At 39.0% G+C, this 23,656-nt stretch carries 16 protein-coding genes; 12 read left to right on the plus strand and 4 right to left on the minus strand.

Translation table 11 applies throughout. The features are described 5' to 3' along the window. Positions 1–126: 126 nt before the first annotated feature. From ABEG20_RS05785 to ABEG20_RS05820, 8 genes are all read left to right on the plus strand, one after another. Positions 127–4,170 (plus strand): two-component regulator propeller domain-containing protein, encoded by a 4,044-nt coding sequence (locus ABEG20_RS05785; RefSeq protein WP_406826439.1) that lies wholly within the window; start codon positions 127–129, stop codon positions 4,168–4,170. A 161-nt stretch (positions 4,171–4,331) separates the two neighbouring features. Continuing rightward, positions 4,332–5,630 carry a BNR repeat-containing protein gene (locus tag ABEG20_RS05790; protein WP_406826440.1) on the plus strand — a complete coding sequence of 433 codons (1,299 nt, stop codon included), beginning with the start codon at positions 4,332–4,334 and terminating at the stop codon, positions 5,628–5,630. Between the two features lie 16 nt (positions 5,631–5,646). Next, positions 5,647–7,815: a family 43 glycosylhydrolase gene (locus ABEG20_RS05795; protein WP_406826441.1), complete on the plus strand. Its 2,169-nt coding sequence runs from the start codon at positions 5,647–5,649 to the stop codon at positions 7,813–7,815. After that, entirely contained in the window at positions 7,815–8,948 is a 1,134-nt protein-coding gene (locus ABEG20_RS05800; protein WP_406826442.1) for a glycoside hydrolase family 88 protein, read from the plus strand. The genes ABEG20_RS05795 and ABEG20_RS05800 overlap by 1 nt, the downstream gene beginning before the upstream one ends. 15 nt (positions 8,949–8,963) lie before the next feature. Then, the gene (locus tag ABEG20_RS05805) at positions 8,964–10,211 is read left to right on the plus strand and encodes a DUF2264 domain-containing protein (protein WP_406826443.1); all 1,248 of its coding nucleotides are present in this window, start codon (positions 8,964–8,966) and stop codon (positions 10,209–10,211) included. Positions 10,212–10,288: 77 nt separating this feature from the next. Continuing rightward, positions 10,289–11,407 carry a glycoside hydrolase family 43 protein gene (locus ABEG20_RS05810; RefSeq protein ID WP_406826444.1) on the plus strand — a complete coding sequence of 373 codons (1,119 nt, stop codon included), beginning with the start codon at positions 10,289–10,291 and terminating at the stop codon, positions 11,405–11,407. Between the two features lie 110 nt (positions 11,408–11,517). Continuing rightward, positions 11,518–13,353 (plus strand): glycoside hydrolase family 35 protein, encoded by a 1,836-nt coding sequence (locus ABEG20_RS05815; protein WP_406826445.1) that lies wholly within the window; start codon positions 11,518–11,520, stop codon positions 13,351–13,353. Positions 13,354–13,639: 286 nt separating this feature from the next. Further along, entirely contained in the window at positions 13,640–14,497 is an 858-nt protein-coding gene (locus ABEG20_RS05820) for a family 16 glycosylhydrolase (RefSeq protein WP_406826446.1), read from the plus strand. Positions 14,498–14,767: 270 nt separating this feature from the next. Here the strand turns inward: ABEG20_RS05820 and ABEG20_RS05825 are convergent, their stop codons facing one another. Next, positions 14,768–15,298 (minus strand): OmpA family protein, encoded by a 531-nt coding sequence (locus ABEG20_RS05825; RefSeq protein ID WP_406826447.1) that lies wholly within the window; start codon positions 15,296–15,298, stop codon positions 14,768–14,770. A gap of 179 nt (positions 15,299–15,477) precedes the next feature. Here ABEG20_RS05825 and ABEG20_RS05830 point away from each other — a divergent pair, with 179 nt between their 5' ends. Next, the gene (locus tag ABEG20_RS05830; protein WP_406826448.1) at positions 15,478–16,248 is read left to right on the plus strand and encodes an SDR family NAD(P)-dependent oxidoreductase; all 771 of its coding nucleotides are present in this window, start codon (positions 15,478–15,480) and stop codon (positions 16,246–16,248) included. A 1-nt stretch (position 16,249) separates the two neighbouring features. On the opposite strand, the gene ABEG20_RS05835 is transcribed toward ABEG20_RS05830, so the two are convergent. Together ABEG20_RS05835 and ABEG20_RS05840 are read right to left on the minus strand one after the other, a co-directional pair. Next, positions 16,250–18,061 carry a glycoside hydrolase family 15 protein gene (locus tag ABEG20_RS05835; protein WP_406826449.1) on the minus strand — a complete coding sequence of 604 codons (1,812 nt, stop codon included), beginning with the start codon at positions 18,059–18,061 and terminating at the stop codon, positions 16,250–16,252. A gap of 88 nt (positions 18,062–18,149) precedes the next feature. Further along, positions 18,150–18,848 (minus strand): NUDIX hydrolase, encoded by a 699-nt coding sequence (locus ABEG20_RS05840; RefSeq protein WP_406826450.1) that lies wholly within the window; start codon positions 18,846–18,848, stop codon positions 18,150–18,152. A 160-nt stretch (positions 18,849–19,008) separates the two neighbouring features. On the opposite strand from ABEG20_RS05840, the gene ABEG20_RS05845 reads away from it, so the two are divergent. Genes ABEG20_RS05845 through ABEG20_RS05855 form a run of 3 tightly spaced genes read left to right on the plus strand, consistent with a single transcriptional unit; the run spans position 19,009 to position 22,950 of the window. Continuing rightward, positions 19,009–20,070: a UDP-glucose--hexose-1-phosphate uridylyltransferase gene (locus ABEG20_RS05845; protein WP_406826451.1), complete on the plus strand. Its 1,062-nt coding sequence runs from the start codon at positions 19,009–19,011 to the stop codon at positions 20,068–20,070. 12 nt (positions 20,071–20,082) lie between these two features. After that, positions 20,083–21,234, plus strand: a complete 1,152-nt coding sequence (locus ABEG20_RS05850; protein ID WP_406826452.1) for a galactokinase — start codon at positions 20,083–20,085, stop codon at positions 21,232–21,234. Between the two features lie 39 nt (positions 21,235–21,273). Further along, positions 21,274–22,950, plus strand: a complete 1,677-nt coding sequence (locus ABEG20_RS05855) for a sodium/sugar symporter (RefSeq protein ID WP_406826453.1) — start codon at positions 21,274–21,276, stop codon at positions 22,948–22,950. A gap of 193 nt (positions 22,951–23,143) precedes the next feature. Here the strand turns inward: ABEG20_RS05855 and ABEG20_RS05860 are convergent, their stop codons facing one another. Beyond that, entirely contained in the window at positions 23,144–23,470 is a 327-nt protein-coding gene (locus tag ABEG20_RS05860) for an RNA recognition motif domain-containing protein (protein ID WP_406826454.1), read from the minus strand. Positions 23,471–23,656 lie beyond the last annotated feature (186 nt).

Raw genomic sequence — 23,656 nt, forward strand, 5'->3', positions numbered from 1 at the left:
CCTGTATTAATGTAGTAGAAATCTTGCGCTTTTAGCTGTATAATCCTAAATCATGGCTGTTAATAGAGTGTTAAGAAATATGTATATTCGTTCCATACCAAATAATAGCACAGTACTGTTTTCTCTATGTTTCTTCTACAAAAAAAAGCTACCTGCTTTATCCTTATTTTATGGATGGCTGCAGGTATTTGTTTTGCACAACCTTCGGCTATTCCACTTACCTACCTGGGGGTAGAAAACGGCCTGTCTAACAATGTGGTAAATTCTTTGTATTTAGATCATTATGGTTTTATGTGGATGGGTACCTATGATGGATTAAACCGCTATGATGGCTATCACTTTAAAGTTTTTAGAAATGGATGGGGCGATGAACATTCATTGATAAATAACCATATTACTGTACTAACCGGAGATAAGAAAAACAAGGTATGGGTGGGTACGCAAAAGGGAGTTTCATATTATGATTATGCCGATTCAAAATTTCATCACCTGCTGTACCTGGATAAGGGCAGGAAAAATGAGATCAGTTATGCCGTTAACTCCATTGCTGTCAGTCAAACTTCAGTAGTTTATGTAGCCACTGAAGAAAAAGGCTTGTTCATGCTTGAAAAGGATAGTAGTGCAGCAAAACGGATTCCTTTTGGCAAAAATTTCGATTTTACGGTAAAAGCCTTGTATCTCGATAAAGATCAAATCCTTTGGCTTTTTATAAAAGATATTGGCCTTTGCCGGTATGATCATGATAAAAATATTCTCCGTTTGGTAACCAATGCAATACGCTCCGTAACCTGTATTTCAAAGGGTACAGATCAGATGCTTTGGGTGGGTACAGAACGAGGCCTGTTTCAGTTGGATAAAGTAAAAGGTAGCCTCATCAAGTTTAACCAGCATTTAAGTGATGAAAATATTATGAGTTTGTTGCTGGATAGAAAACAAAAACTCTGGATTTCGACTGATGGCGGAGGAATTACTATTTACGACACAAAAAATAATAAAACAGATTATCTCTCTGCGGGAAAAGAAAAACGCTTGCTCAGCAGTAATTCTGTTGCGCAGGTTTACGAAGATGGTGAATCCAGAAAGTGGATTGCAACTTTACGCGGTGGAGTTAATATCATTGATCCGGAAAATGAACAATTTACCACGATTAAAAATGATCCTTTAAATAAGAATTCATTAATTAACAACTTTGTGCTTTCCTTTAGTGAAGATGAGAATAAAAACATATGGATCGGTACTGATGGAGGTGGCTTAAGTGTTTGGAACCGAAAGCAAGATATATTTACTAATTATACTAAAACCAGCGATCCACACTCCTTAACGAGTAATTTTGTTACGAGTATTTTAAATGATGCAGACCACAATGTTTGGGTGGCCAGTTTTAGCGGAGGGATAGACCGTTTTAATAAAGCAACAGGTAAATTTGTTCATTATAACTGTTATAATACCTTTACCGGGGTTGATGACATTAACATCTGGAAGCTTTATCAAGATAAACAGCAAAATATATGGGTAGGCACCACAAAAGGCGGTGCGTTATACCGTTACAATAAAAGCATTGATAAGTTCGAGCTTTTTGACCCTAAACTAAAGGATATTCATACTTTGTTCCAGGATTCGAAAGGCAGGCATTGGGCAGGAAATTACACAGAACTGATCGAAATTGATCCAATCCATAAAAAACACCGGTATACTAAGATCAACTTTGCCATCAGGGCCATCCAGGAAGGATCGGATCATCAGATCTGGATCGGCACAGAAGGTGGAGGCTTATTGCTTTTTGATCCGGAAACCAAAAAGATAAAACGATACATCCAGCGTGATGGATTACCAGGCAATTCAATACTCAATATTCTTCAGGATAATCAAGGCAATTTGTGGTGTAGTACTTACAATGGCCTGTCTAAATTTGATGTTAAACAGCATAACTTTAAAAACTACTATGCTACTGATGGGTTACAAAGCAATCAATTCAACTATAATGCAGCATTAAAGCTTACCAATGGAGATTTATTATTTGGTGGGATTGGTGGTTTTAACCTGTTTTCTCCCGAAAATATAAAGAAAAAAAGAAGGATACCTAAAATAGTGCTGACAGATTTTAGAATCAATAATATTTCCCTTGATCAGGATTCGACTTATAACGATATCTCTATCGTTAATTTAACCGATATAGAAATTCCATTTAGTGCTGCAGTAATTTCTGTTGACTACGCAGCCATAGAATTCTCTTTTCAGGACCAGATTTCGTATGCCTATTATATGGAGGGCTGGGATAAAGACTGGAATTTTGTCAATAAATTAAGTACGGCTTATTATTCAAGGTTAAGTGAAGGCGAATATAAACTGCATATTAAAAGTACCGATACCGAGGGCGCCTGGAGCAACAACGAAAAAATCGTATTAATTAAAATTTTACCGCCCTGGTACCGTACGTGGTGGGCCTACACGCTTTACCTCATTACAGGCTCTTCCCTGTTTTATCTTTTTCAAACTTATCGTAACCGGCAGAGAAGGTTAAAACACGAAGTAGAGCTTACCAACTTTAAAATGGAGCGTGAAAAAGATCTGAATGAGAAAAAGCTGAATTTCTTTACCAATATTTCTCACGAGCTAAGAACACCCCTAACCTTAATCGTTAATCCGATTAAAGATATTATCAACAAAAAAGAACCAGGACAAGAAAAGAACGATTTAAGCGTAGTCTACCGCAATTCAAGGCGTTTACTAAGCCTGGTAGATCAGTTATTGCTGTTTAGAAAAACTGAAAGTGAGAATGATACTTTAAAAATTGTAAAGATCAACCTGTGCAAATTTGCAAAAGAGATTTTCCTGTGCTTTAATTATCTGGCCAAGCAGAACCATATCGAATATAGTTTTGAATGCGAAGAAGAAGAACTTGATATTTACGCAGATAAAGATAAACTTGAAATAGTTTTTTTTAACCTGCTCTCTAACGCCCTTAAATTTACCCCAAAAGGCGGTTTTGTAAAATTTAGTGTTAAAACAATAGGCATGCGGGTGCATGTCGAAGTGAGCGATAGTGGCCCTGGCATACCTAAACATGTGGGTGAAAAATTGTTCGACAAATTTTATAAGGTCATGTCTAACGAATCACTAAAAATGGGTTTCGGTATCGGTCTTTACCTGGCCAAAAACTTTGTAGAATTGCATCAAGGTAAAATTTCGTTTCGTTCCAACCAGGGTTCGGGAACCATATTTTTAATCGATATTCCGGTTGGAGAGCCAACTTTGCAACACAGCGGTGTTTTGCAAAACGAATTAACTTATGTAAATGAGCTGATTGCTCAAGAGGAAGAAGCAGAAAATAATGATACCGATAACGTAGGTAACCTCGAATTGCTCATTTCAGATCTGCACTCTATTTTGGTTGTTGACGATAATCCTGAAATTATAGATTACATCAAGCAGATTTTTCAGGATAACTTTAAAATTTATAAGGCCGAAAACGGCGTGGAAGGATTAAAAATTTGTAAAGAATATTTGCCAGACATTGTGATATCTGATGTAAATATGCATGGTCTTAACGGTATTGAGCTTTGTAAGGCAATAAAAGACGATTCGGCCCTAAACCATATTCCGGTAATTTTGCTCACTGGTGATCCTAGTGCTGAAGTAAAACTGAAAGGAATTGAAGTTGGTGCCTACGATTTTATCGGTAAACCATTCGATAAAGAACTTTTTACAGCCAAAATTAAAGGCATCATTAAAAACAGGACCAATCTTCAGTCTTATTTTTACAATGAAATAACGTTAAAAAGTGATGCCCATAAAGTATCACAAGAAGATAAGGGCTTTCTTCAAAAATGCATCACAATTATCGAAGAAAATTTAATGGAAGATAGTTTCAATGTAAAAACCCTCGCATCTGATCTTGGAATGAGTCATTCTAATCTCTACAAAAAGATCAAAGCAACCTCAGGCCAATCCATAAATGGTTTTATCCGTTTTATCAGGTTAAGAAAGGCTGCTGAATTATTAATTAATACCAATTTAAATATTAACGAAGCTGCCTTTAGAGTGGGCATAAATGATAGTAAATATTTTAGAGAGCAGTTTCAAAAGCTGTTTAAATTAACGCCGTCAGAGTTTATAAAGAAACACCGCAAAAGTTTTCATAAATATTATAATATCAATGGAACAACATAAAAGTTACGCTATTTTATACTTTAAAGGGTGTTTAGCTTAAAACGCCCCCTGCAAAGTATGATTTAGCCCCCCGTTTAAAAATTAAAAATTTCGGTACTTCGGGCTTTTACCAAACGATAAGAGCAGTGTAATTTATAATGTATCAGTCCCTAATTAAAAGTATGTTTCTAACCTATGCGTTCATCAGCATCAGTATGTTGGGCGCTGCGCAAGAAATACGATTGAGTACTATTGCCAGTAATGGCTGGGCAAACAACTCGGTAAATACAGTTATTTTTCGTAAAAATGCTTTAGTTAGCTTTAGGGATAGCCAGTATGCGGCTTATTACGATTACGAACAAAATATAGTATTGGCTAAGCGCAAAATTGGCTCCACTCAATGGAAAGTGGTGACCACACCTTATAAAGGCGATGCTACCGACGCACATAAATCGATTAGTATTATGGTAGATGGCGATGGTTTCCTGCACATGGCTTGGGGACAACACAATAATAAGTTAAACTACGCCAAATCTACTTCGGCAGGTTCGCTGGCGTTGGGGAGTAAGGAAGATATGCTTTCTGTAAAGGAAAATAAAGTGAGTTATCCGGAGTTTTACAAATTAGCTAATGGCGATCTTTTGTTTTTTTACCGTGACGGAGGTTCTGGAAACGGAAATTTGATGATTAATCGTTATCGCTTGAAAACCAAGAAATGGACGCGTATACAGGATGGGATGATTGATGGTGAAGGACAACGAAATGCCTATTGGCAGGTAGCTGTCGATCAAGCCGGAACCATTCACTTATCATGGGTTTGGCGCGAAAGTCCGGACGTGGCCAGTAACCACGATTTATGTTATGCCAAATCAACCGATGGCGGTGTCACCTGGTTAAAATCTACAGGCGAAAAATATACGCTTCCCATTACGGCAACAAATGCAGAATATACCGTAAAAATTCCGCAGAAAAGCGAGCTGATTAATCAAACATCCATGTTTGCCGATGCAAAGGGTAAGGTATTTATTGCTGGTTACTGGCGCGGAGTGAATGAAACAGGACCTCAGTATCACCTCGTTTTTAAAACCGATGCCAACTGGAGGGTAAGTAATCTGAATTTTAGAAAAACATCGTTTAGCCTGAGCGGCACCGGTACCAAGCAGATTCCGATTTCGAGACCACAGATTATTGTTTGGTCAAATGGTAAACATGACGCCGCAGGTTTATTGTTTAGAGATGCCGAACGCCATAATAAGGCATCAATTGCTATAAATAATTCCCTTGGGTCAGAAAAATGGACAATTAAGGATCTTACCCAAACCGGCATGGGCGATTGGGAGCCGACTTATGATACCGAACTTTGGAAAACAAAAAATATATTGAGCCTATTTCTGCAAAATGTTACCCAGATAGATGGCGAAGGAAAAGCTGATCATTTGCCAACCCAGGTACAGGTACTGGATTGGAAACCCGGAAAGTAAAATAATAACACAAAAAATGAAATATTCGAAAACAAAATACAGTATTCTTTTATTGCTGATGTTTTTATCAGTAAAAATCATTGCACAACCTAAAAAGACTGATAATAAAGCCGGATCAAAAGGAAATATAGCTTATTTGTTTACCTATTTTACCGGAAATTCAAAAGCAGAAGAAGCCATTCGTTTTGCAGTAAGTACTGATGGTTATCATTATAAAGCTTTAAATAACAATAATCCAGTTATTTCTTCAGAAAAGATCAGCAGCACCGAAGGCGTTCGCGATCCACATATTTTGCGCGGTGAAGATGGCAAAACCTTTTACATGGTAGCTACTGATATGGTTTCTGCCAATGGCTGGGATTCGAACAGGGCAATGGTATTGCTGAAATCAAATGATCTGATCCACTGGACATCTGCAATTGTTAATATTCAAAAACGTTTTCCAAATAACGAAAATCTGCTCCGTGTTTGGGCACCGCAAACCATCTACGATAAAACGGCCAAAAAATATATGGTGTACTGGTCGATGAAACATGGCAATGAACCTGATAAAATTTATTATGCTTATGCCAATGCTGATTTTACCGATCTGGAGACTGCTCCAAAGCAGCTATTTTTTAGTCCTACCAATGGCTCTTGTATTGATGGAGATATTATTTATAATAAAGGAAAATACAACTTGTTTTTTAAAACGGAAGGGAACGGCAATGGCATTAAAAAAGCTGTTTCCAATAAATTAACAGAAGGTTATGTGTTACAGGATAAATACCTGCAACAAACTAAAGAAGCAGTAGAGGGTGCCGGTGTTTTTAAGCTGAACCATAGTGATGAATACATCCTGATGTACGATGTGTATATGAAAGGCCGTTACCAGTTTACCAAAAGTAAAGATTTGTCCAGTTTTACCATAGTAGACCAGGAGGTAACAATGGATTTTCATCCTCGGCACGGAACTGTTTTACCAATTAATCAACCAGAGTTAAACCGGTTGCTTAAACAGTGGTATACTGTAGAGTCTGTTTTGCAAACCACAAAAAATAAGGCAATCAATCAAAACAACATCGTTCTTGATAGTGTAAACCAAAAACTTTATCTGCCTGTAAATGAAGGCACAGATCTAAAGGCCTTTGATCCGCAGTTTAATACCTTTAACCAGATCATTACGATGCCGGGAGGCAAACTGGATTTTTCTAAAGGGCCTGTAAAAATTAAGGTAAGCATTCCCGGTCAAGGGGCTAAAACCTATGCGGTAAGTGTTGCTATCGCAAATAATCCTGTATTAAAAGGTTATTATGCCGATCCAGAAATTTTATATTCAAATAAAACGTCTAAGTATTACCTCTATCCAACCAGTGATGGCTTCAATAATTGGAGCGGCACTTATTTTAAATGTTTCTCCTCAACCGATCTGGTTAACTGGAAAGATGAAGGTAAAATATTAGACCTCGAAAAAGATGTATCTTGGGCTAAAAAGAATGCCTGGGCACCTACCATCATCGAAAAGAAAGTAAATGGAGCGTACAAGTATTTTTATTATTTCTCAGCTGCGCAGAAGATTGGTGTTGCGGTTGCTGATCATCCGGCCGGACCATTCAGGGATAGCGGAAAGGCTTTAATTGCTAGCAGACCGAAGGCGGTTAAAGGCGGTCAGGAGATTGATCCGGATGTATTTAACGATCCTAAAACAAACAAAAGTTACTTGTATTGGGGGAATGGCTACATGGCTGTTGCGCCATTAAATGATGATATGATTTCAATTGATACCAGTGCAATTAAAATTATAACACCAGATAATAGTTTCAGAGAAGGTACAGAAGTATTTTATCGCAATGGGAAATACTACTTTTTATGGTCTGAAGATGATACCCGAAGCGAAAACTACAGGGTAAGATATGGTTTTTCTGACTCACCTACCGGAAAAATAACTATTCCTGAAAACAATCTTATTTTGGCTAAAGATGTTGCTCAAAAAATTTATGGAACAGGACACAACAGTGTAATCAAGGTAAATGGCAAAGACGAATGGTATATGGTTTACCACCGTTTTACCCGTCCAAAAGGAATTTCAATGGGAGACGCCGCGGGTTACAACCGCGAAGTTTGTATCGACAAAATGGAATTTAATGCTGACGGAACCATTAAACCCGTGAAACCAACTTTAATCGGAATTAAACCAATACATTAATGAATCTGAAGTCCCTTATAGCATTTTTTTTGCTCTTTTTCTCTATTAGTGGGCTCGTAAATGCCCAAAACCAGCTGTCAAAAGAGGAAACGCTGGAAATGATTAACCGTGCAAATACTTATTGGCAACAAAATAATAAACCCGAAGTAGTAGCCTTTTGGGATCATGCAGCTTATCATACAGGAAACATGGAAGCCTACGAGGTGACTAAAAATGAAGCCTACCGAAAATATTCAGAAGATTGGGCCGGATACAATAAATGGATGGGCGCTAAATCGACAGATAAATCGAAGTGGAAATATCAATACGGAGAAACAGATGAACATGTGTTATTTGGCGACTGGCAGATCTGTTTTCAAACCTATATCGATTTATACCACTTAAAACCCGAAGAATATAAAATTGCCAGGGCAAAAGAGGTCATGCAATACGAAATGAGTACACCAAATAACGATTACTGGTGGTGGGCCGATGGCTTGTATATGGTAATGCCGGTGATGACCAAACTGTATAAAGTAACTGGTAATCAGCAGTATCTGGATAAACTTTACGAATATTTTATGTATGCCAATAGCATCATGTATGATAAAAAAGATAAGCTTTACTACCGCGATGCTAAATATGTTTATCCCAAACACAAAACTGTTAATGGTAAAAAAGACTTTTGGGCAAGAGGAGATGGTTGGGTATTTGCAGGTTTGGCAAAAGTGCTAAAAGATCTGCCCCTTACAGATCCACACCGGAACGAATACCTGACTAAGTACCGTAATATGGCCAAAGCAATTGTTAAAAGCCAGCAAAAGGACGGTTATTGGACAAGAAGTATCCTCGATGCGCAACACGCGCCGGGACCTGAAACCAGTGGCACGGCATTTTTTACCTATGGATTGTTGTGGGGCATCAATAATGGTTATTTAAAAGAAAAAAACTATTTGCCAGCAGCACAAAAAGCATGGACATATTTAACTAAAACCGCACTACAGCCTGACGGAAAGCTGGGTTATGTGCAGCCGATAGGAGAAAAGGCCATTCCAGGTCAGGTGGTTGATGTAAATGCTACAGCCAATTTCGGTGTAGGCGCATTTTTGTTGGCAGGAAGTGAAATGTACCGCTATTTATCAAAAAAGGACTAAATTTTTATGGAGAAAATGAGACTTAAAAATATTTTGATTACAGGCTTAATGATCATCCTGGCTGGTGGATCTGTTTTTGCACAAAAGAAAGCCAGAAATACCAAAGGTGTGGCGCTAACTGACAGGCAGTTTTGGTTGCAGCAAATGGATAAAATGGTGAAGCCTGTTTTATACAATCTGGCTAATGATAGTTTGAGGATGGCCATGCCCAAGATAACCTCTATCCACATCGATAATAAGGAACACCGTATTAAAGTACAGTATGTGGAGGTATTGGGTAGGGTTTTAAGTGGTATTGCACCATGGTTACAGTTAGAAGGAGGTTCGGTAGAAGAGGTGGCTTTAAGAAAACAGTACCGCGAGTGGGCTATTCAGGGGTTAAAAAATGCACTAGATTCTAATGCTAAAGATTTTATGAACTTCGATATTGGCGGCCAACAACTCGTAGATGCTTCTTATGTAGCCCTTGCTTTGGTTCGTGCACCATGGCTATGGGAAAACCTGGATAAGAAAAACCAGGAACTGATGATGAAATCTATTGTAACAACCAGAAGATTTAAACCCGTTTTTTCTAACTGGTTATTATTCTCGGCAATGAACGAAGCTTTTCTAGCCAGATTTGGTTACAATTGGGACCCTATGCGTGTGGATTACGCCCTGCAACAAATGGAACAATGGTACACCGGTGACGGAATGTACACCGATGGTACATCATTCGCCTTCGATTATTACAATAGTTATGTAATCCATCCTTATCTGGCTGCTCTGGCCAATATCATTGGTGCTAAAACGAACAGTTATAAAGACATGTTCGAGAAGATTAAAAAACGTAATGAGCGTTATGCCGTTATTCAGGAAAGATTGATTAATGCCGATGGTACTTATCCGGCTACCGGCCGCTCTATCATTTATCGGGGTGCCGCATTTCATCACCTGGCTGATATGGCCCTCAGGAAAGCACTGCCCAAACAGTTAAGTCCGGCACAGGTACGTTGTGCTTTAACAGCGGTAATCAGAAAAACTTTAGAGAGCCCTTCAACCTATAAAAATGGATGGTTAACCATAGGTTTATATGGCGATCAACCCAATCTTGGCGATTTCTATAACAATCAGGGCAGCCCATATATTGCATCAAATATATTTTTGCCTCTGGGTTTACCAGCATCAGATCCTTTTTGGGCTAACCCTGCCGAGAAATGGAGTGCACAAAAGATTTGGAGCGGTGAGAATTTTGAGAACGATCATAGTGCCAGTTTAAAATAAACAGCGTTTGATATACCACTAAAATTGATGATGGTAAACACCTTCTATATAATGTTAAAAATTAGTTGATTAAAATAATGAATAAGAGAATCAGTTTTGTAATAGGATTTATCGCCCTAGGTTTGGGCTTAGGCAGTGATGTTGCTGCACAGCAAACCCATACTACTTTTACCCCTGGTAAAATTTGGAAAGATGACAAAGGCGTACACATCAATGCCCATGGCGGTGGCATTGTAGAATATAAAGGTGTTTACTATTGGTTTGGGGAGCATAAAATCGAAGGGGAAATTGGAAATACGGCACAGGTTGGTGTACATTGCTATTCCTCAAAAGATTTGTACAACTGGAAAGATGAAGGTATAGCACTGCCGGTTTCTAACGATTTAACGAGTGATATTGCCAAAGGCTGTATTCTCGAAAGACCGAAAGTAGTGTACAACAAGAAAACTAAAAAGTTTGTGATGTGGTTTCACCTTGAACTTTTGGGTAAAGGTTATGCAGCAGCAAGATCAGGAGTGGCTGTAGCAGATCGTCCCACCGGGCCATATACTTTTATCAGGAGCTATCGGCCAAATCCGGGCAAAATGCCTTTTTATGCAGCAGGAACACCCGAAAAGGATATGGTAAATTGCCAGCAACCAGCCAGTGAAACCGATGGCTTTTTCTGCCGGGATTTACCTGGAGGGCAAATGGCCAGGGATATGACCGTTTTCATAGATGATGATGGTAAAGCTTATCATGTATTTTCTTCTGAAGAAAATTTAACATTGCAGCTAGCCGAGCTAACGCCTGATTATTTGGGACATACCGGAAAATTTATCAGAATTTATGTAGGCCAGCAAACCGAAGCACCAGCTTTATTCAAGAAAAATGGAACTTATTACATGATTGGTTCAGGCTGTACGGGCTGGGCACCAAATGCCGCAAGATGGTTCAAAGCAAGTAATATCTGGGGGCCGTGGACCTACATGGGAAACCCTTGCCAGGGCGAGGGTGCAAAGATCACCTTTGGCGGACAGAGTACGCATGTACTGCCGGTACCGGGAAAAAAAGGAGAATTTATTTTTATGGCAGATAAATGGGCACCCAAAAATGCAATTGACGGGCGTTATTTGTGGTTGCCGATTAAATTTGAAAAGGATAAAATTTCGATAAACTGGGCAGATGAATGGGATCTGAGCGTGTTTAAAAAGTAAAGAAAAAACAAATTATTTATATAACCTGGATGATTGGATTGCAAAGAGATGCGCAAAGAGGAACTTTTTTGCCTAAAATTCTGATCATCTCTAAACAAACTTTAACAAAAATGAAAGCAAAATTACTATGGCTGATGGTGCTGTGCTTCTCCTTATCGGCATTTGCCCAGCAAGCTAAACATACATTTAAGCTAGGAGAAAAAGACTTTTTATTGGATGGAAAACCTTTTCAGATTATCTCTGGTGAGATGCACTATCCACGTGTACCAAAAGAAGCTTGGCGCTCACGTATGAAAATGGCCAAAGCCATGGGGTTAAATACCATTGGTACCTATGTATTCTGGAATTTGCACGAACCACAAAAAGGCAAATTCGATTTTTCGGGCAATAACAACATTGCAGAGTTTGTAAAAATTGCCAAAGAAGAAGGTTTATGGGTTATTTTGAGACCCAGTCCTTATGTTTGCGCGGAGTGGGAGTTTGGTGGTTATCCTTACTGGTTGCAAACGGAAAAAGGTCTTGTGGTACGTGGTACCGAAAAGCAATATTTAGATGAGTATAAAAAGTATATTATCGAAGTAGGTAAACAGCTGGCTCCCTTGCAGGTTAACCATGGAGGTAACATCATCATGGTACAGGTAGAGAACGAATACGGTTCTTACGCTGCTGATAAAAACTATTTAGATATCAACAGGAAAATGTTTATAGAAGCAGGTTTTGATGGTTTACTTTATACCTGCGATCCTGCAGCGGATGTAAAGGATGGGCATTTAGATGGATTACTACCAGCCCTAAACGGGATTGATAATCCGGCAAAAATCAGGCAGTTGGTTAATGAAAATCATGGCGGCAAAGGCCCATATTTTATTGCTGAATGGTATCCTGCCTGGTTCGATTGGTGGGGAACCCCTCATCATACCGTTCCAGCTGAGCAATACACCCAAAAGTTAGATTCTGTTTTAGCGTCAGGTATTTCGATTAACATGTACATGTTCCATGGCGGCACTACCCGCGATTTTATGAATGGAGCTAACTATAAGGATACTTCGCCTTACGAGCCACAAACGAGTAGCTATGATTATGATGCACCATTAAACGAAGCCGGAAATGTAACCGAAAAATTCAAGGCATTTAGAAGTGTAATCGAAAAACACCTTCCTGCAGGACAAAGCTTACCACCAGTTCCGGCTGCAAAACCTAGCATGGCTATTGCACCTTTTAAATTGGATACTAAAGTAGCCTTATTCAACGCCCTGCCTAAAGCTGTGAAAAACACTAAACCTTTAACTTTCGAAGACCTCAGTCAGGATTATGGTTACGTATTGTACCGTACCACCATTAAGGGAGGTAGAAAAGGTGAATTGCAGCTTAAACAATTGCGAGATTACGCCCTCGTTTTTATCAATCAAAAAAGAGTAGGTATTGTAGACCGTAGGCTAAACCAGAATACCTTATCATTAGATCTTCCGGCAGGAGAAGTACAACTTGATATTTTTGTGGAGAATATGGGCCGCATAAATTTTGGGAAGTATCTGTTGGAAAACAAAAAAGGAATTACCGAACAAGTTACTTTCGATGGCGCAGAAATTAAAAACTGGTCAATGTATGGTTTTCCTTTCAGCAACGATCGGGTTAGCACCACTGGTCAATCAAAAGCAAGTGGAAACGGCCCAACATTACAGAAAGGATCTTTTCAGATTTCTACAGTGGCTGATACTTATTTAGACATGACCGATTGGGGAAAAGGAGTAGTTTGGATTAACGGACACAACTTAGGAAAGTACTGGGCAATTGGTCCTCAGCAAACACTTTATATCCCTCAAGAGTGGTTAAAAAAAGGCAAAAATGAAATTTCTGTTTTAGAACTGCTTAAACCAGATCAAAATTCGTTAAAGGCGATTGATCAACCCATCCTGAACACACTTAAAAAACTAAACTTAGATTAAAAGCTCAGAAAATTCCCAGTCCGTAGTGTTTCAAAGAGCACTACGGATTGCAGTATAAAAAAAGAGTCTGCGATTCACTTGATCATCCAGTTATAAGAATCTAGGTGTTTAGTAATCTGTGGAGATACCATGCTTAACTTTACGGATAGTTTTGGCAGCGAGCTAAACCTTTATCGAACAATCATCACCCTGAACTCGTTTCAGGGGTACCTAAATTTTATTATTTATTGCCTTATTAATTTTTACTAATCTAGGTATATTTAAATTAAGATAAACTACACCACTCATGCAACAGAAGGTCAAATTAGGTTTTATTTTATTGTTATCTATTTTTATTTCATCCTGCGCATTAAAAAAATCACAACGAAACTACGATAAGTACTCATCAGAAGGTTATAAATTGGTTTGGAGCGATGAATTTAATAAGGATGGAGCACCGGATCCTGCAAACTGGGATTACGAGAAAGGCTTTGTCCGTAATATGGAGCTGCAATGGTACCAGCCTGAAAATGCATTTTGTAAAGATGGCAAGTTGATTATTGAAGCCCGAAAAGAACTAAAACCAAATCCTTTGTATGTAGAAGGAAGTAACGACTGGCGCAAAAAGCCAAAAAATATAACGTATACCTCAGCCTGTATCATTACGAAAGGTTTGCAAAGCTGGCAATATGGCCGTTTCGAAATGAGGGGCAAAATTAACATTTCGGATGGTCTTTGGCCGGCATTTTGGACGTTGGGCTTAAAAGGTCGCTGGCCTGCTAACGGAGAAATCGATATTATGGAATACTACCAGGGAAATTTACTGGCCAATATTGCAAGTTTGGGTGCTGATAAAAAAACAAAATGGTTTAGCCACACAAAAAGTATAACTGAATTAGGCGGGAAAAAATGGGCAGCAGCATTTCACATCTGGCGCATGGATTGGGACAGTGAAACCATTAGTTTATTTGTTGATGGTATACTTTTAAACAAAACGCCGTTAAGCGATCTTAAAAATGATGATGGCTCAGACTTTCATCCATTTAAACAAGAGCATTATATTTTGTTCGATCTGGCAATGGGGGGCATGAATGGAGGATCGTTAAATGATACAAAATTCCCCAATAGGATGGAAGTCGATTACGTTAGGGTATATCAGAAATAGATAATCTTACCCTCAACTCGTTTCAGGGGCTTTCATGTAATATCTCTGTCAGTAGTGTTCCGCAGGGCACTACGGATGGAAGAATAGAAAAGAGTCTCCGACTCGTTTTGATAATCGATTAATATAACTTATCAGCTTAGAAATCCGTAGAGACGCTACACTTAACTCAACGGACAGTAATGAGAAAAAAGTTCGTGGAAATGGAAGCAGGTTAAAACAGAAAAAGGCCATGGAAATTAAACCATAGCCCTTTCTGATGAGGTGTAATGATTAATGCTGAACTTTAATTTCAGTTCTTCGGTTCAGTATTCTACCTTCTTCGCTGTTATTGCTGCTAACAGGATTTTTATCTCCATGCCCAACAACAGTAAAGTTATTTCCATTTAATCCAGCGTTTATAAAGTACGATTTTACCGCATTTGCACGGTCTACAGAAAGTTGCATATTGTGTTCGGGTGTGCCTTCAGCTGATGAATAGCCGTTAAGAACGAATTTTGTATCCGGCGATTTTTTCATTTCAGCCACAGCCTTATCCAAAATAGCAAATGATGATGTTTTAAGTACAAATGAATTAAACTCAAATTGGATGTTATCTAAGTTAAAATTGGGCTTTTCAACCGGGGCTGGAGCTTCTTCTTTCTCAGGCACCGGCGCTGGTTTTTTCTCTTCTACCGGTGGCGCTGGTTTTTCAACAGGTGCCGGAGCAGGTTTTGCCGCTAGTTTTTTTGTTTTACAAGAATACAGGGTTAGCGTAAACAAAGCTAGGAACGTGGTTAATAAAAGGTTTTTGGTAATGTTCATGTTTTAAGATTAATTTAAGTTTATTGTGTGTTTGTTCCCCAAACATACTAATAAATGATTACAGCTATAACGATGTTTTTTTTAAGAACTTACATTTATTGCACTAATCCTTTTAATTTACTTCAATTTTACGCAAACATATTCACATCAATTTCCTTTATGTAGTATAAAACTTTAGTATGGACCGTTTTAAAAACAAAATTGCTTTAATTACTGGAAGCAGTCAGGGAATTGGCGCTGCATGTGCCTTAAGGTTGGCCAAAGACGGCTGTGATATTGTCCTAAATGGTCATAAATTTGACGAGCGGGGCGAAAAACTTATCGCTGAAATAAAGGACATGGGCAGAAAGGCAGTTTTTTTGGAAGCCGATTTAAGTAAAGCCGATGCTGCCATCAAATTGATAACCGATGCCGTAGCAGTATTTGGACATTTAGATATTTTGATAAATAATGCAGGCGTTGAAAAAAAGGCCACTTTTTGGGAAGTTACAGAAGAAGATTACGACCTGATTATGAACACAAATTTAAAAGGTGTTTTTTTTGGCATTCAGTCATTTGTAAATTACTGCAGAAACAACAAAGTAGCGGGAACGGTAATCAATATGAGTTCTGTGCACGAAGAAATCGCATTTCCTAATTTTGCTGCCTACTGTGCAAGTAAAGGTGGCTTAATGATGTTAACCAGAAATCTGGCTTCAGAATTGGCCCAGTTTAATATCAGGATAAACAACGTAGCGCCAGGGGCTGTTTCAACACCGATTAATCAAGATTTATTAAACAATAAGGAACAACTGGAAAAAGTACTTCAGAATATTCCATTAAAACGAATGGGTAAGCCAGAAGATGTGGCCGCGGTGGTCGCTTTCCTTGCTTCTGATGATGCCGCTTATGTAACCGGATCAACTTATTATGTTGATGGGGGATTAACCTATCATTATGAAGAACAATAGGCTATCCGGTTTCCCGGCTTAGTTGTTTGTCAAGCTCTACAGCAGCACTGATTAAAGCCAGGTGAGTAAAAGCCTGGGGAAAATTACCTAAGTGTTCACCTTTTTGCCCTAGTTCTTCGCTAAAGAGTAAAAGATGGTTGGAATAACCGATCATCTTCTCAAAATTTTCAACCGCACGTTCCAGTTCTCCACTTTTGGCCAATGCTTCAATAAACCAGAACGAACACATGTTAAAAGTGCCCTCTTCGCCCTCTAATCCGTCTATTTTAGTCATGCCGTTTTTATAACGGTAAACCAATACATCCAGCAGTAATTCTTCATCAATTGCTTTCATGGTCGAAAGCCACCGGGGTTCCAGCGGTGAGATAAAGTGTGTTAACGGCATCAGCAAGGCACTGGCATCTACCTGTGTAGCACCTTTATACTGAACCCACGCACCTAATTTTTCATTCCAGAAATGATGATAAATATCTTTGTAAATTTCGCTGCGGATACGGTGCCACTCCTGCTCCGGGTAAGGGAATGATCGGTTTTCGGCAATTTTAATTGCCCTATCCATCGCTACCCAGCACATTAAACGTGTGTGCAGGAACTCCTTTTTCTCATTCCTGATTTCCCAGATGCCGTGATCGGGTTTTTTCCATTGTTTGATTACACATTGGACCTGTTTTTCGATCAATGTCCAGAACTCGTAGGTAATTGGTTTGTGCGATTTGTTATAAATGTAAATCGTATCAATCAATTCTCCATAAATATCAATCTGTAGCTGACCGGCTGCTTCATTACCAATGCGTACGGGCTTCGAAGAAAGGTAACCTTCAAACTGATCAGCTTCTATTTCCTTTATTTTCGTATTACCATCAATCTGATACACCAGTTGCAAGTCTATTTTCTGGCAAAGGTTAAATATCCAGTCCATAAACGCAGTAGCCTCTTCAAAAAAGCCAAGCCTTAAAAATGCGTACATGGTAAAAGCCGCATCCCTGATCCAGGTAAAACGGTAATCCCAGTTACGGTTTCCGCCGATCGTTTCAGGCAATCCAAAAGTAGGCGCGGCCACTACCGAACCAAATTCTGCTGAAGTAAGTAACTTTAGTGTAATTGCCGATCTCCTGATAATTTCGTCATAACGGCCTCTATAAGTGGTTTGGTTGATCCATTCCCGCCAATAATCTACGGTTTTGCGGTAACCATTTTCTTTGTAATGGGCTAAATCAGCTGCAGCTTCATCATTTTCAATAATTTCCATAATGATGTGCACTGTTTCCGATTCCTTTAGCGTAAATTCGGCATAGCCGGTACCTTTTTCGATATGTAAAGGCACGTCCGCTTTTAGTTTTAAGGTAAGTTTTTCAGTTTTGGAAAAAAATACCAGTTCATCATTTTCATGCTGAACCGTGTGTTTACTTTTGGTATAGCCAAAAGCAGGTACACAGAAAACCTTAAAAGTAATATCGCTCCTGATGGATTTGATCTGCCGTACAATAGCACTAGGGAAGTTAGTTTCCTTCGATAATGGCATGTAATCGCTAAGCTCTGCAATACCATGTTCGGCAAAAAACCGGGTAAGCAGAACTGCCGTTCCAGGTAAATAGAGTTGCTTGCTGGTAAAGTTTTCAAGCTGTGGTTCAACGGAGAAATAACCTCCCTTTTCCGAATCGAGCAAGGAGGCAAAAACCGTGGGCGAGTCGAATTTTGGTACGCATAAAAAATCTATCGAGCCTTTTAGCGAAACCAATGCTACAGTTTTCAGGTTGCCGATAACGCCATAGTTTTCTATTGGCTGGAAAGGTCTTTTTTTGTGCTTTGCCATATTGAAGTATAATCTACGTAAGCAAAGGAATAAGGCTCCGCTTTTGTTTTATCTTTATAGCAATAGCGATGTAAAAGCCGAAAATATGCTACACTTTTAGGTTGGGCACCAGGTTTAAGAAGGCCTGTGCATTGGCTGCATATTTCTTTTTATCGAGTTTAAAATAAAATGCACCTTTTTTAGAACCGGTTTTGTCTTTTTCGGCAAGCTTAATCAATAAGCCTGTCGATGTAATTTTACGGCTGAAATTTCGGGTATCTATTTTAGTATCGTTTACCTCCTCAAAAAGGATATGCAGTTGCGGAATGGTGAATTTTTTAGGCAGCATTTCGAACAGTATCGGATGAAGTGCCGCTTTATACCTTAATTTTTTTCGTGCATCAGCTACCATCTGGTTGTGGTCGAAAATAAGTTTAGGCCTATCATTGATTAAAAACCATTCAGCTTCATAATCATCGTTTAACTGTGTCTCATATTTGTGAATGTCAATAAGGGCAAAATAACCAACAGAAAGCGTTCTTTCAATGGGATCGCGACCAGGTTCTCCGTAAATCTGCATCTGCTCCAGGTATACACCTTCCAAACCCGTCATTTTTTTGAGTACCCTGTTTGCTGCATCATCCGGACTTTCGTCAGGACCTACGAAACCTCCCATTAAACTCCATTTGTTTATTTCTGGTTCTAAGCCCCGCTTCACCAACAGAATTTTAAGGTGTTCTCCATCAAATCCAAACACGATGCAATCAACAGCAACAAGATAATGCGGCTGCCTGGAATATTCAATCATTTTAATTAGGGTTTTAAAGGGCTTAATATGTTCAAATTTTCACGAAAATAAAAATTATTATTAATTGTCGTTTTGACAATTAATAATAATTTTATAATTTGGCGCATTAGATAGGAGGGCTATGTGGCTTTCTTTTTTCTAACCAGTTGAAAAAAATAAAATGAACCAAACATTCGAACTTGACAGTAATCCGCATACCCGGCTCAATATATTAACCGGCGAATGGGTTTTAGTATCACCACACCGCACCAAGAGGCCATGGCAGGGTAAAGTTGAAGACATTACCCCGGATAACCGGCCCGAATATGATCCAAAATGCTATTTATGCCCGGGAAACGGTAGAGCGGACGGCGATAGCAATCCAGCTTATACAGAGAGCTTTGTTTTTAACAATGATTTTGCCGCTTTGCTGCAGGATACACCAGCTGGCGAAATGAATGAAGGTGATTTATTGGTAGCCAATAACCAGCGTGGACTTTGTAGAGTAATCAGCTTTAGCCCCAAGCATAATCTAACCCTTCCCGAAATGAGTGTAGAAGCCATCACAGCTGTAGTGAACGTTTGGCAGAACGAATTTAACAGCCTGGCTGAGAACGACTGGATTAAATACATTCAGATTTTCGAAAATAAAGGCGAAATAATGGGTTGTAGCAACCCACATCCACATGGTCAGATCTGGTCGCAGGGCGATATACCATTAGAAATTACCAAAGAAACCGAGCGGCAGAAAACTTACTTTGCCATTCATAGAAGAAGTTTGCTCGCTGATTATTTGAAGCTGGAACAAAAGAAAAACGAGCGCATCGTATTTGAAAATGATCATTTTGCAGTACTGGTGCCTTTCTGGGCAGTTTGGCCTTACGAAACCATGATCATCAGCAAACGACATGTCAATAGCATCAAATTGTTTAGCGAAGCGGAAAAGAAATCGTTGGCCGAAGCGATTAAAGTATTAACAACTAAATACGATAACCTGTTCGAAACATCATTCCCTTACTCGGCAGGCATGCACCAGACTCCGGTGAACAATGGTTATTACCCTGAATGGCATTGGCATATGCATTTTTATCCACCATTATTACGCTCAGCGTCTGTTAAAAAATTTATGGTAGGTTATGAGATGCTGGCCAACCCTCAGCGCGATATTACGCCTGAATTTGCGGCAAACCGATTGAAAGAAATGTCTACCACTCACTATAAAACCAGCAAGGTTGAAGACTAAAATTATTAGATAATGAATGCAGAAGATTTAAAAAGTACATTTAAAAAACTTTTCAATGCCGAACCCATTTTGGTTCGTTCGCCGGGAAGAATTAACATTATCGGCGAACATACCGATTACAATGGTGGCTTCGTAATGCCAGCCGCTATCGATAAGGCCATCTATGTAGCCATTTCAAAAAGAGAAGATGATGAAATTCATTTATTTTCAGAGAGTTACCAGCAGTTTGATATTTCTTCGATTAAAAACTTAAATAAATCAGAAAATAGCTGGGCAAACTACATTTTAGGCGTAGCAGATCAGCTAAAGGAAAGAGGTTACCAACTGGGTGGTTTTAATTTCTATATTGATGGCGACGTGCCGTTGGGCGCTGGTTTATCTTCATCTGCAGCAGTAGAATGTGCTACGGGCTTTGCGCTCGATCAGCTTTTTTCGCTTGATGTTCCAAAAATGGATATCGCTTTAATTGCACAAAAGGCCGAACAGACTTTTGCTGGTGTTAACTGTGGTATCATGGATCAGTTTGCCTCCGTATTTGGCAAAAAAGACCAGGCCATTATGCTCGATTGCCGATCGATGAAACACATTTATATTCCATTAAAATTGGATGGGTATAAGCTTTTACTTTTAAATACCAATGTAAAACATGCCCTTGCCGATTCGGCTTATAATAAAAGAAGAGCCCAATGCGAGCAGGGGGTAGCCTGGGTAAAAGAGCATTATCCTAACGTAAATACCTTGCGCGATGTCGATCTCAGTATGTTGGAAGCGCATGTTAAGCCAAAAGATGAAGAAGTATTTACAAAATGCAGTTTTGTGATCAAAGAAATCGGACGTTTACTAACAGCTGCAGAACAACTTGAAAACGGTAATCTGCAGGGTTTAGGAAACCTGATGTTCGAAACTCATGAAGGTTTAAGCAAAGATTATGAAGTAAGCTGTAAGGAACTGGATTTTTTGGTTGAAGCTGTCAAACCACTGGATTACGTACTTGGAGCCAGAATGATGGGCGGTGGCTTTGGTGGTTGCACCATCAATATTGTTAAGGAAGAAAAAATTGCCGATTTGATCGAAGAGCTGTCTTCTAAATATTTATTGCAATTTGGCCTCAAGTTAGATTCTTATACTGTTCAAACCGATAACGGAACCAGTTTATTCCATTAAAATCAAAACCATCCAAGGTATACTAACCAAAATAAAGAAATGAAAAACAATTTATTAGACACGAAGGATTACATTGTATTTGCAATTTACTTCGTTATTGTAGCCGCTTACGGGCTCTACATTTACAACAAGAAAAAATCAGAATCTACCGGTTCTAAGGATTATTTTCTGGCCGAGGGGTCTTTAACCTGGTGGGCCATTGGTGCTTCATTGATTGCATCGAACATTTCTGCAGAACAGTTTATTGGGATGAGCGGTTCAGGCTTTAAAATGGGATTGGCCATTGCAACCTATGAATGGATGGGGGCACTTACATTGGTAGTGGTAGCCGTATTTTTCATTCCGGTTTATCTGAAGAACAAAATAGCCACCATGCCTCAGTTTTTGCATCAGCGTTATAATGGAACAGTAGCCATGATTATGGCTGTCTTCTGGTTATTGCTGTATGTTGTGGTAAACTTAACTTCTATTCTTTACCTGGGTGCTTTAGCCGTAAGTAGTATTTCTGGTTTCGATTTAAGATTCTGTATGTACGCTATTGCAGTTTTTGCCATCATCATTACCCTTGGGGGGATGAAAGTAATTGGCTATACGGATGTTATCCAGGTATTTTTCTTGATTTTAGGAGGGCTGGCTACAACTTATCTGGCTCTAAACCTCGTTTCTACACATTATGGAACAAGTGGTATTTTTGAAGGTTATAGTTTGATGACTTCTAAAGCATCGGAGCATTTTCACATGATCTTAAAGCCTGATAATGAAAATTACATCGATTTGCCGGGTTTAAGTGTGCTGATTGGCGGTATGTGGATTGTAAACCTTAACTATTGGGGCTGTAACCAGTACATCACACAACGTGCGCTGGGGGCCAATTTAGAAACTGCCCGTGGCGGTATCCTTTTTGCCGCTTTCTTAAAACTGTTAATGCCTATCATTGTGGTATTGCCCGGTATTGCTGCTTACGTATTGTATAAAGATGGTGCCTTCCAAACAGAAATGCTGCAGGATGGTTCCGTAAATCCAGATCGTGCTTACCCCGTATTGTTAAACTTGCTTCCTGCAGGATTAAAAGGTCTTTCATTCGCGGCATTAACTGCTGCAGTTGTAGCCTCTTTAGCAGGTAAAGCCAATAGTATTGCTACTATTTTTACTTTAGATATTTATAAAAAAGTATTAAAAACAGATGCTACAGAGAATAATCTGGTAGCAACAGGTAAGTTAGCTGTCGTTGTAGCCATGATTCTCGGTGTATTGATTGCTCCGCATTTAGGGATAGATAAAAAAGGTGGATTTCAATATATACAGGAATATACCGGTTTTGTATCTCCAGGTATTTTCGCCATGTTTATTTTAGGTTTCTTTTGGAAAAGAACAACTTCAGGTGCCGCACTATTTGCAACCATCGGAGGTTTCGGTTTGTCTATTTTTCTGAAATTCTTACCTACAATAACCGATCTTTCGTGGTTATCGGGGATGGGTTTCTCTGTTAAAAATACTGCTGGAGTGTATGAAATTCCATTCTTAGATCGGATGGGATTTGTATTCGTATTCTGTATGCTGGGTATGGTCGTTATCAGTTTGGCCAGTAACAAAGCGAAGGCCGAAGCTAAAGGATTGGCCATTGATGCTAAAATGTTTAAAACGACTACGAGTTTTGCCGTTGGCGCTTTAATCATCATCGGCTTGTTGGTAGCACTTTATAGCGTATATTGGTAAGCTAGAATTGATAACAATGAAAAGGGATAAAATCAACAGATTTTATCCCTTTTTTTAAATGAGATTGCTTTATACGTTTATCTTGATTCTTAATGCTAAAACCTGCCCGTTAAAGATCCTGAAACAAGTTCAGAAATAAGCTTCTCTTTCTTGTAACCTTCAAACTAAATTTAGTAAAAGCCCGGCTAAAAGATTAGCGCTGTAACCTGGGCCTTTTACTTTTAAAAGTTTGGTTGGCATTAGGGGTAGGTTTTGGCTTTGCAGCTTTTGCACCACTTTCCTCTTCAGATATTTTAACTGTAATTACATTACCTCTAAAAGTTTCACCATTTAAAGTAGATACGATGTTTTTAGCATCGGGAAGACTGTAAATTTCCAGAAATGCGTAGCCTTTACATTTGCCTGTAGCCCTGTCGCGGACTACTTTAATTGTTTCAACCCTGCCATGAAGGCTAACCAATATTGCCAAATCCATTTCTTGGATATTGTCAGGAAGGCCACCTATGAAAATCTTAACCATTAATTTTTTATTTGAGAGAACACTGAGGGCCATAATACAAAAGCGGCATTGTTCTTTAGGCTTGCAAAATAAGTAAAATGATGTTCTTACCCAAAATAATTGTATGAATTTTATCCCTTTTTCTAATAAAATTCAGCGGGGGCAGGCCTGCATATTGATGTTGACCGCTATAAAAGGTACATTCGC

It is taken from the genome of Pedobacter sp. KACC 23697 (assembly GCF_045348445.1).
Classification (GTDB): domain Bacteria; phylum Bacteroidota; class Bacteroidia; order Sphingobacteriales; family Sphingobacteriaceae; genus Pedobacter.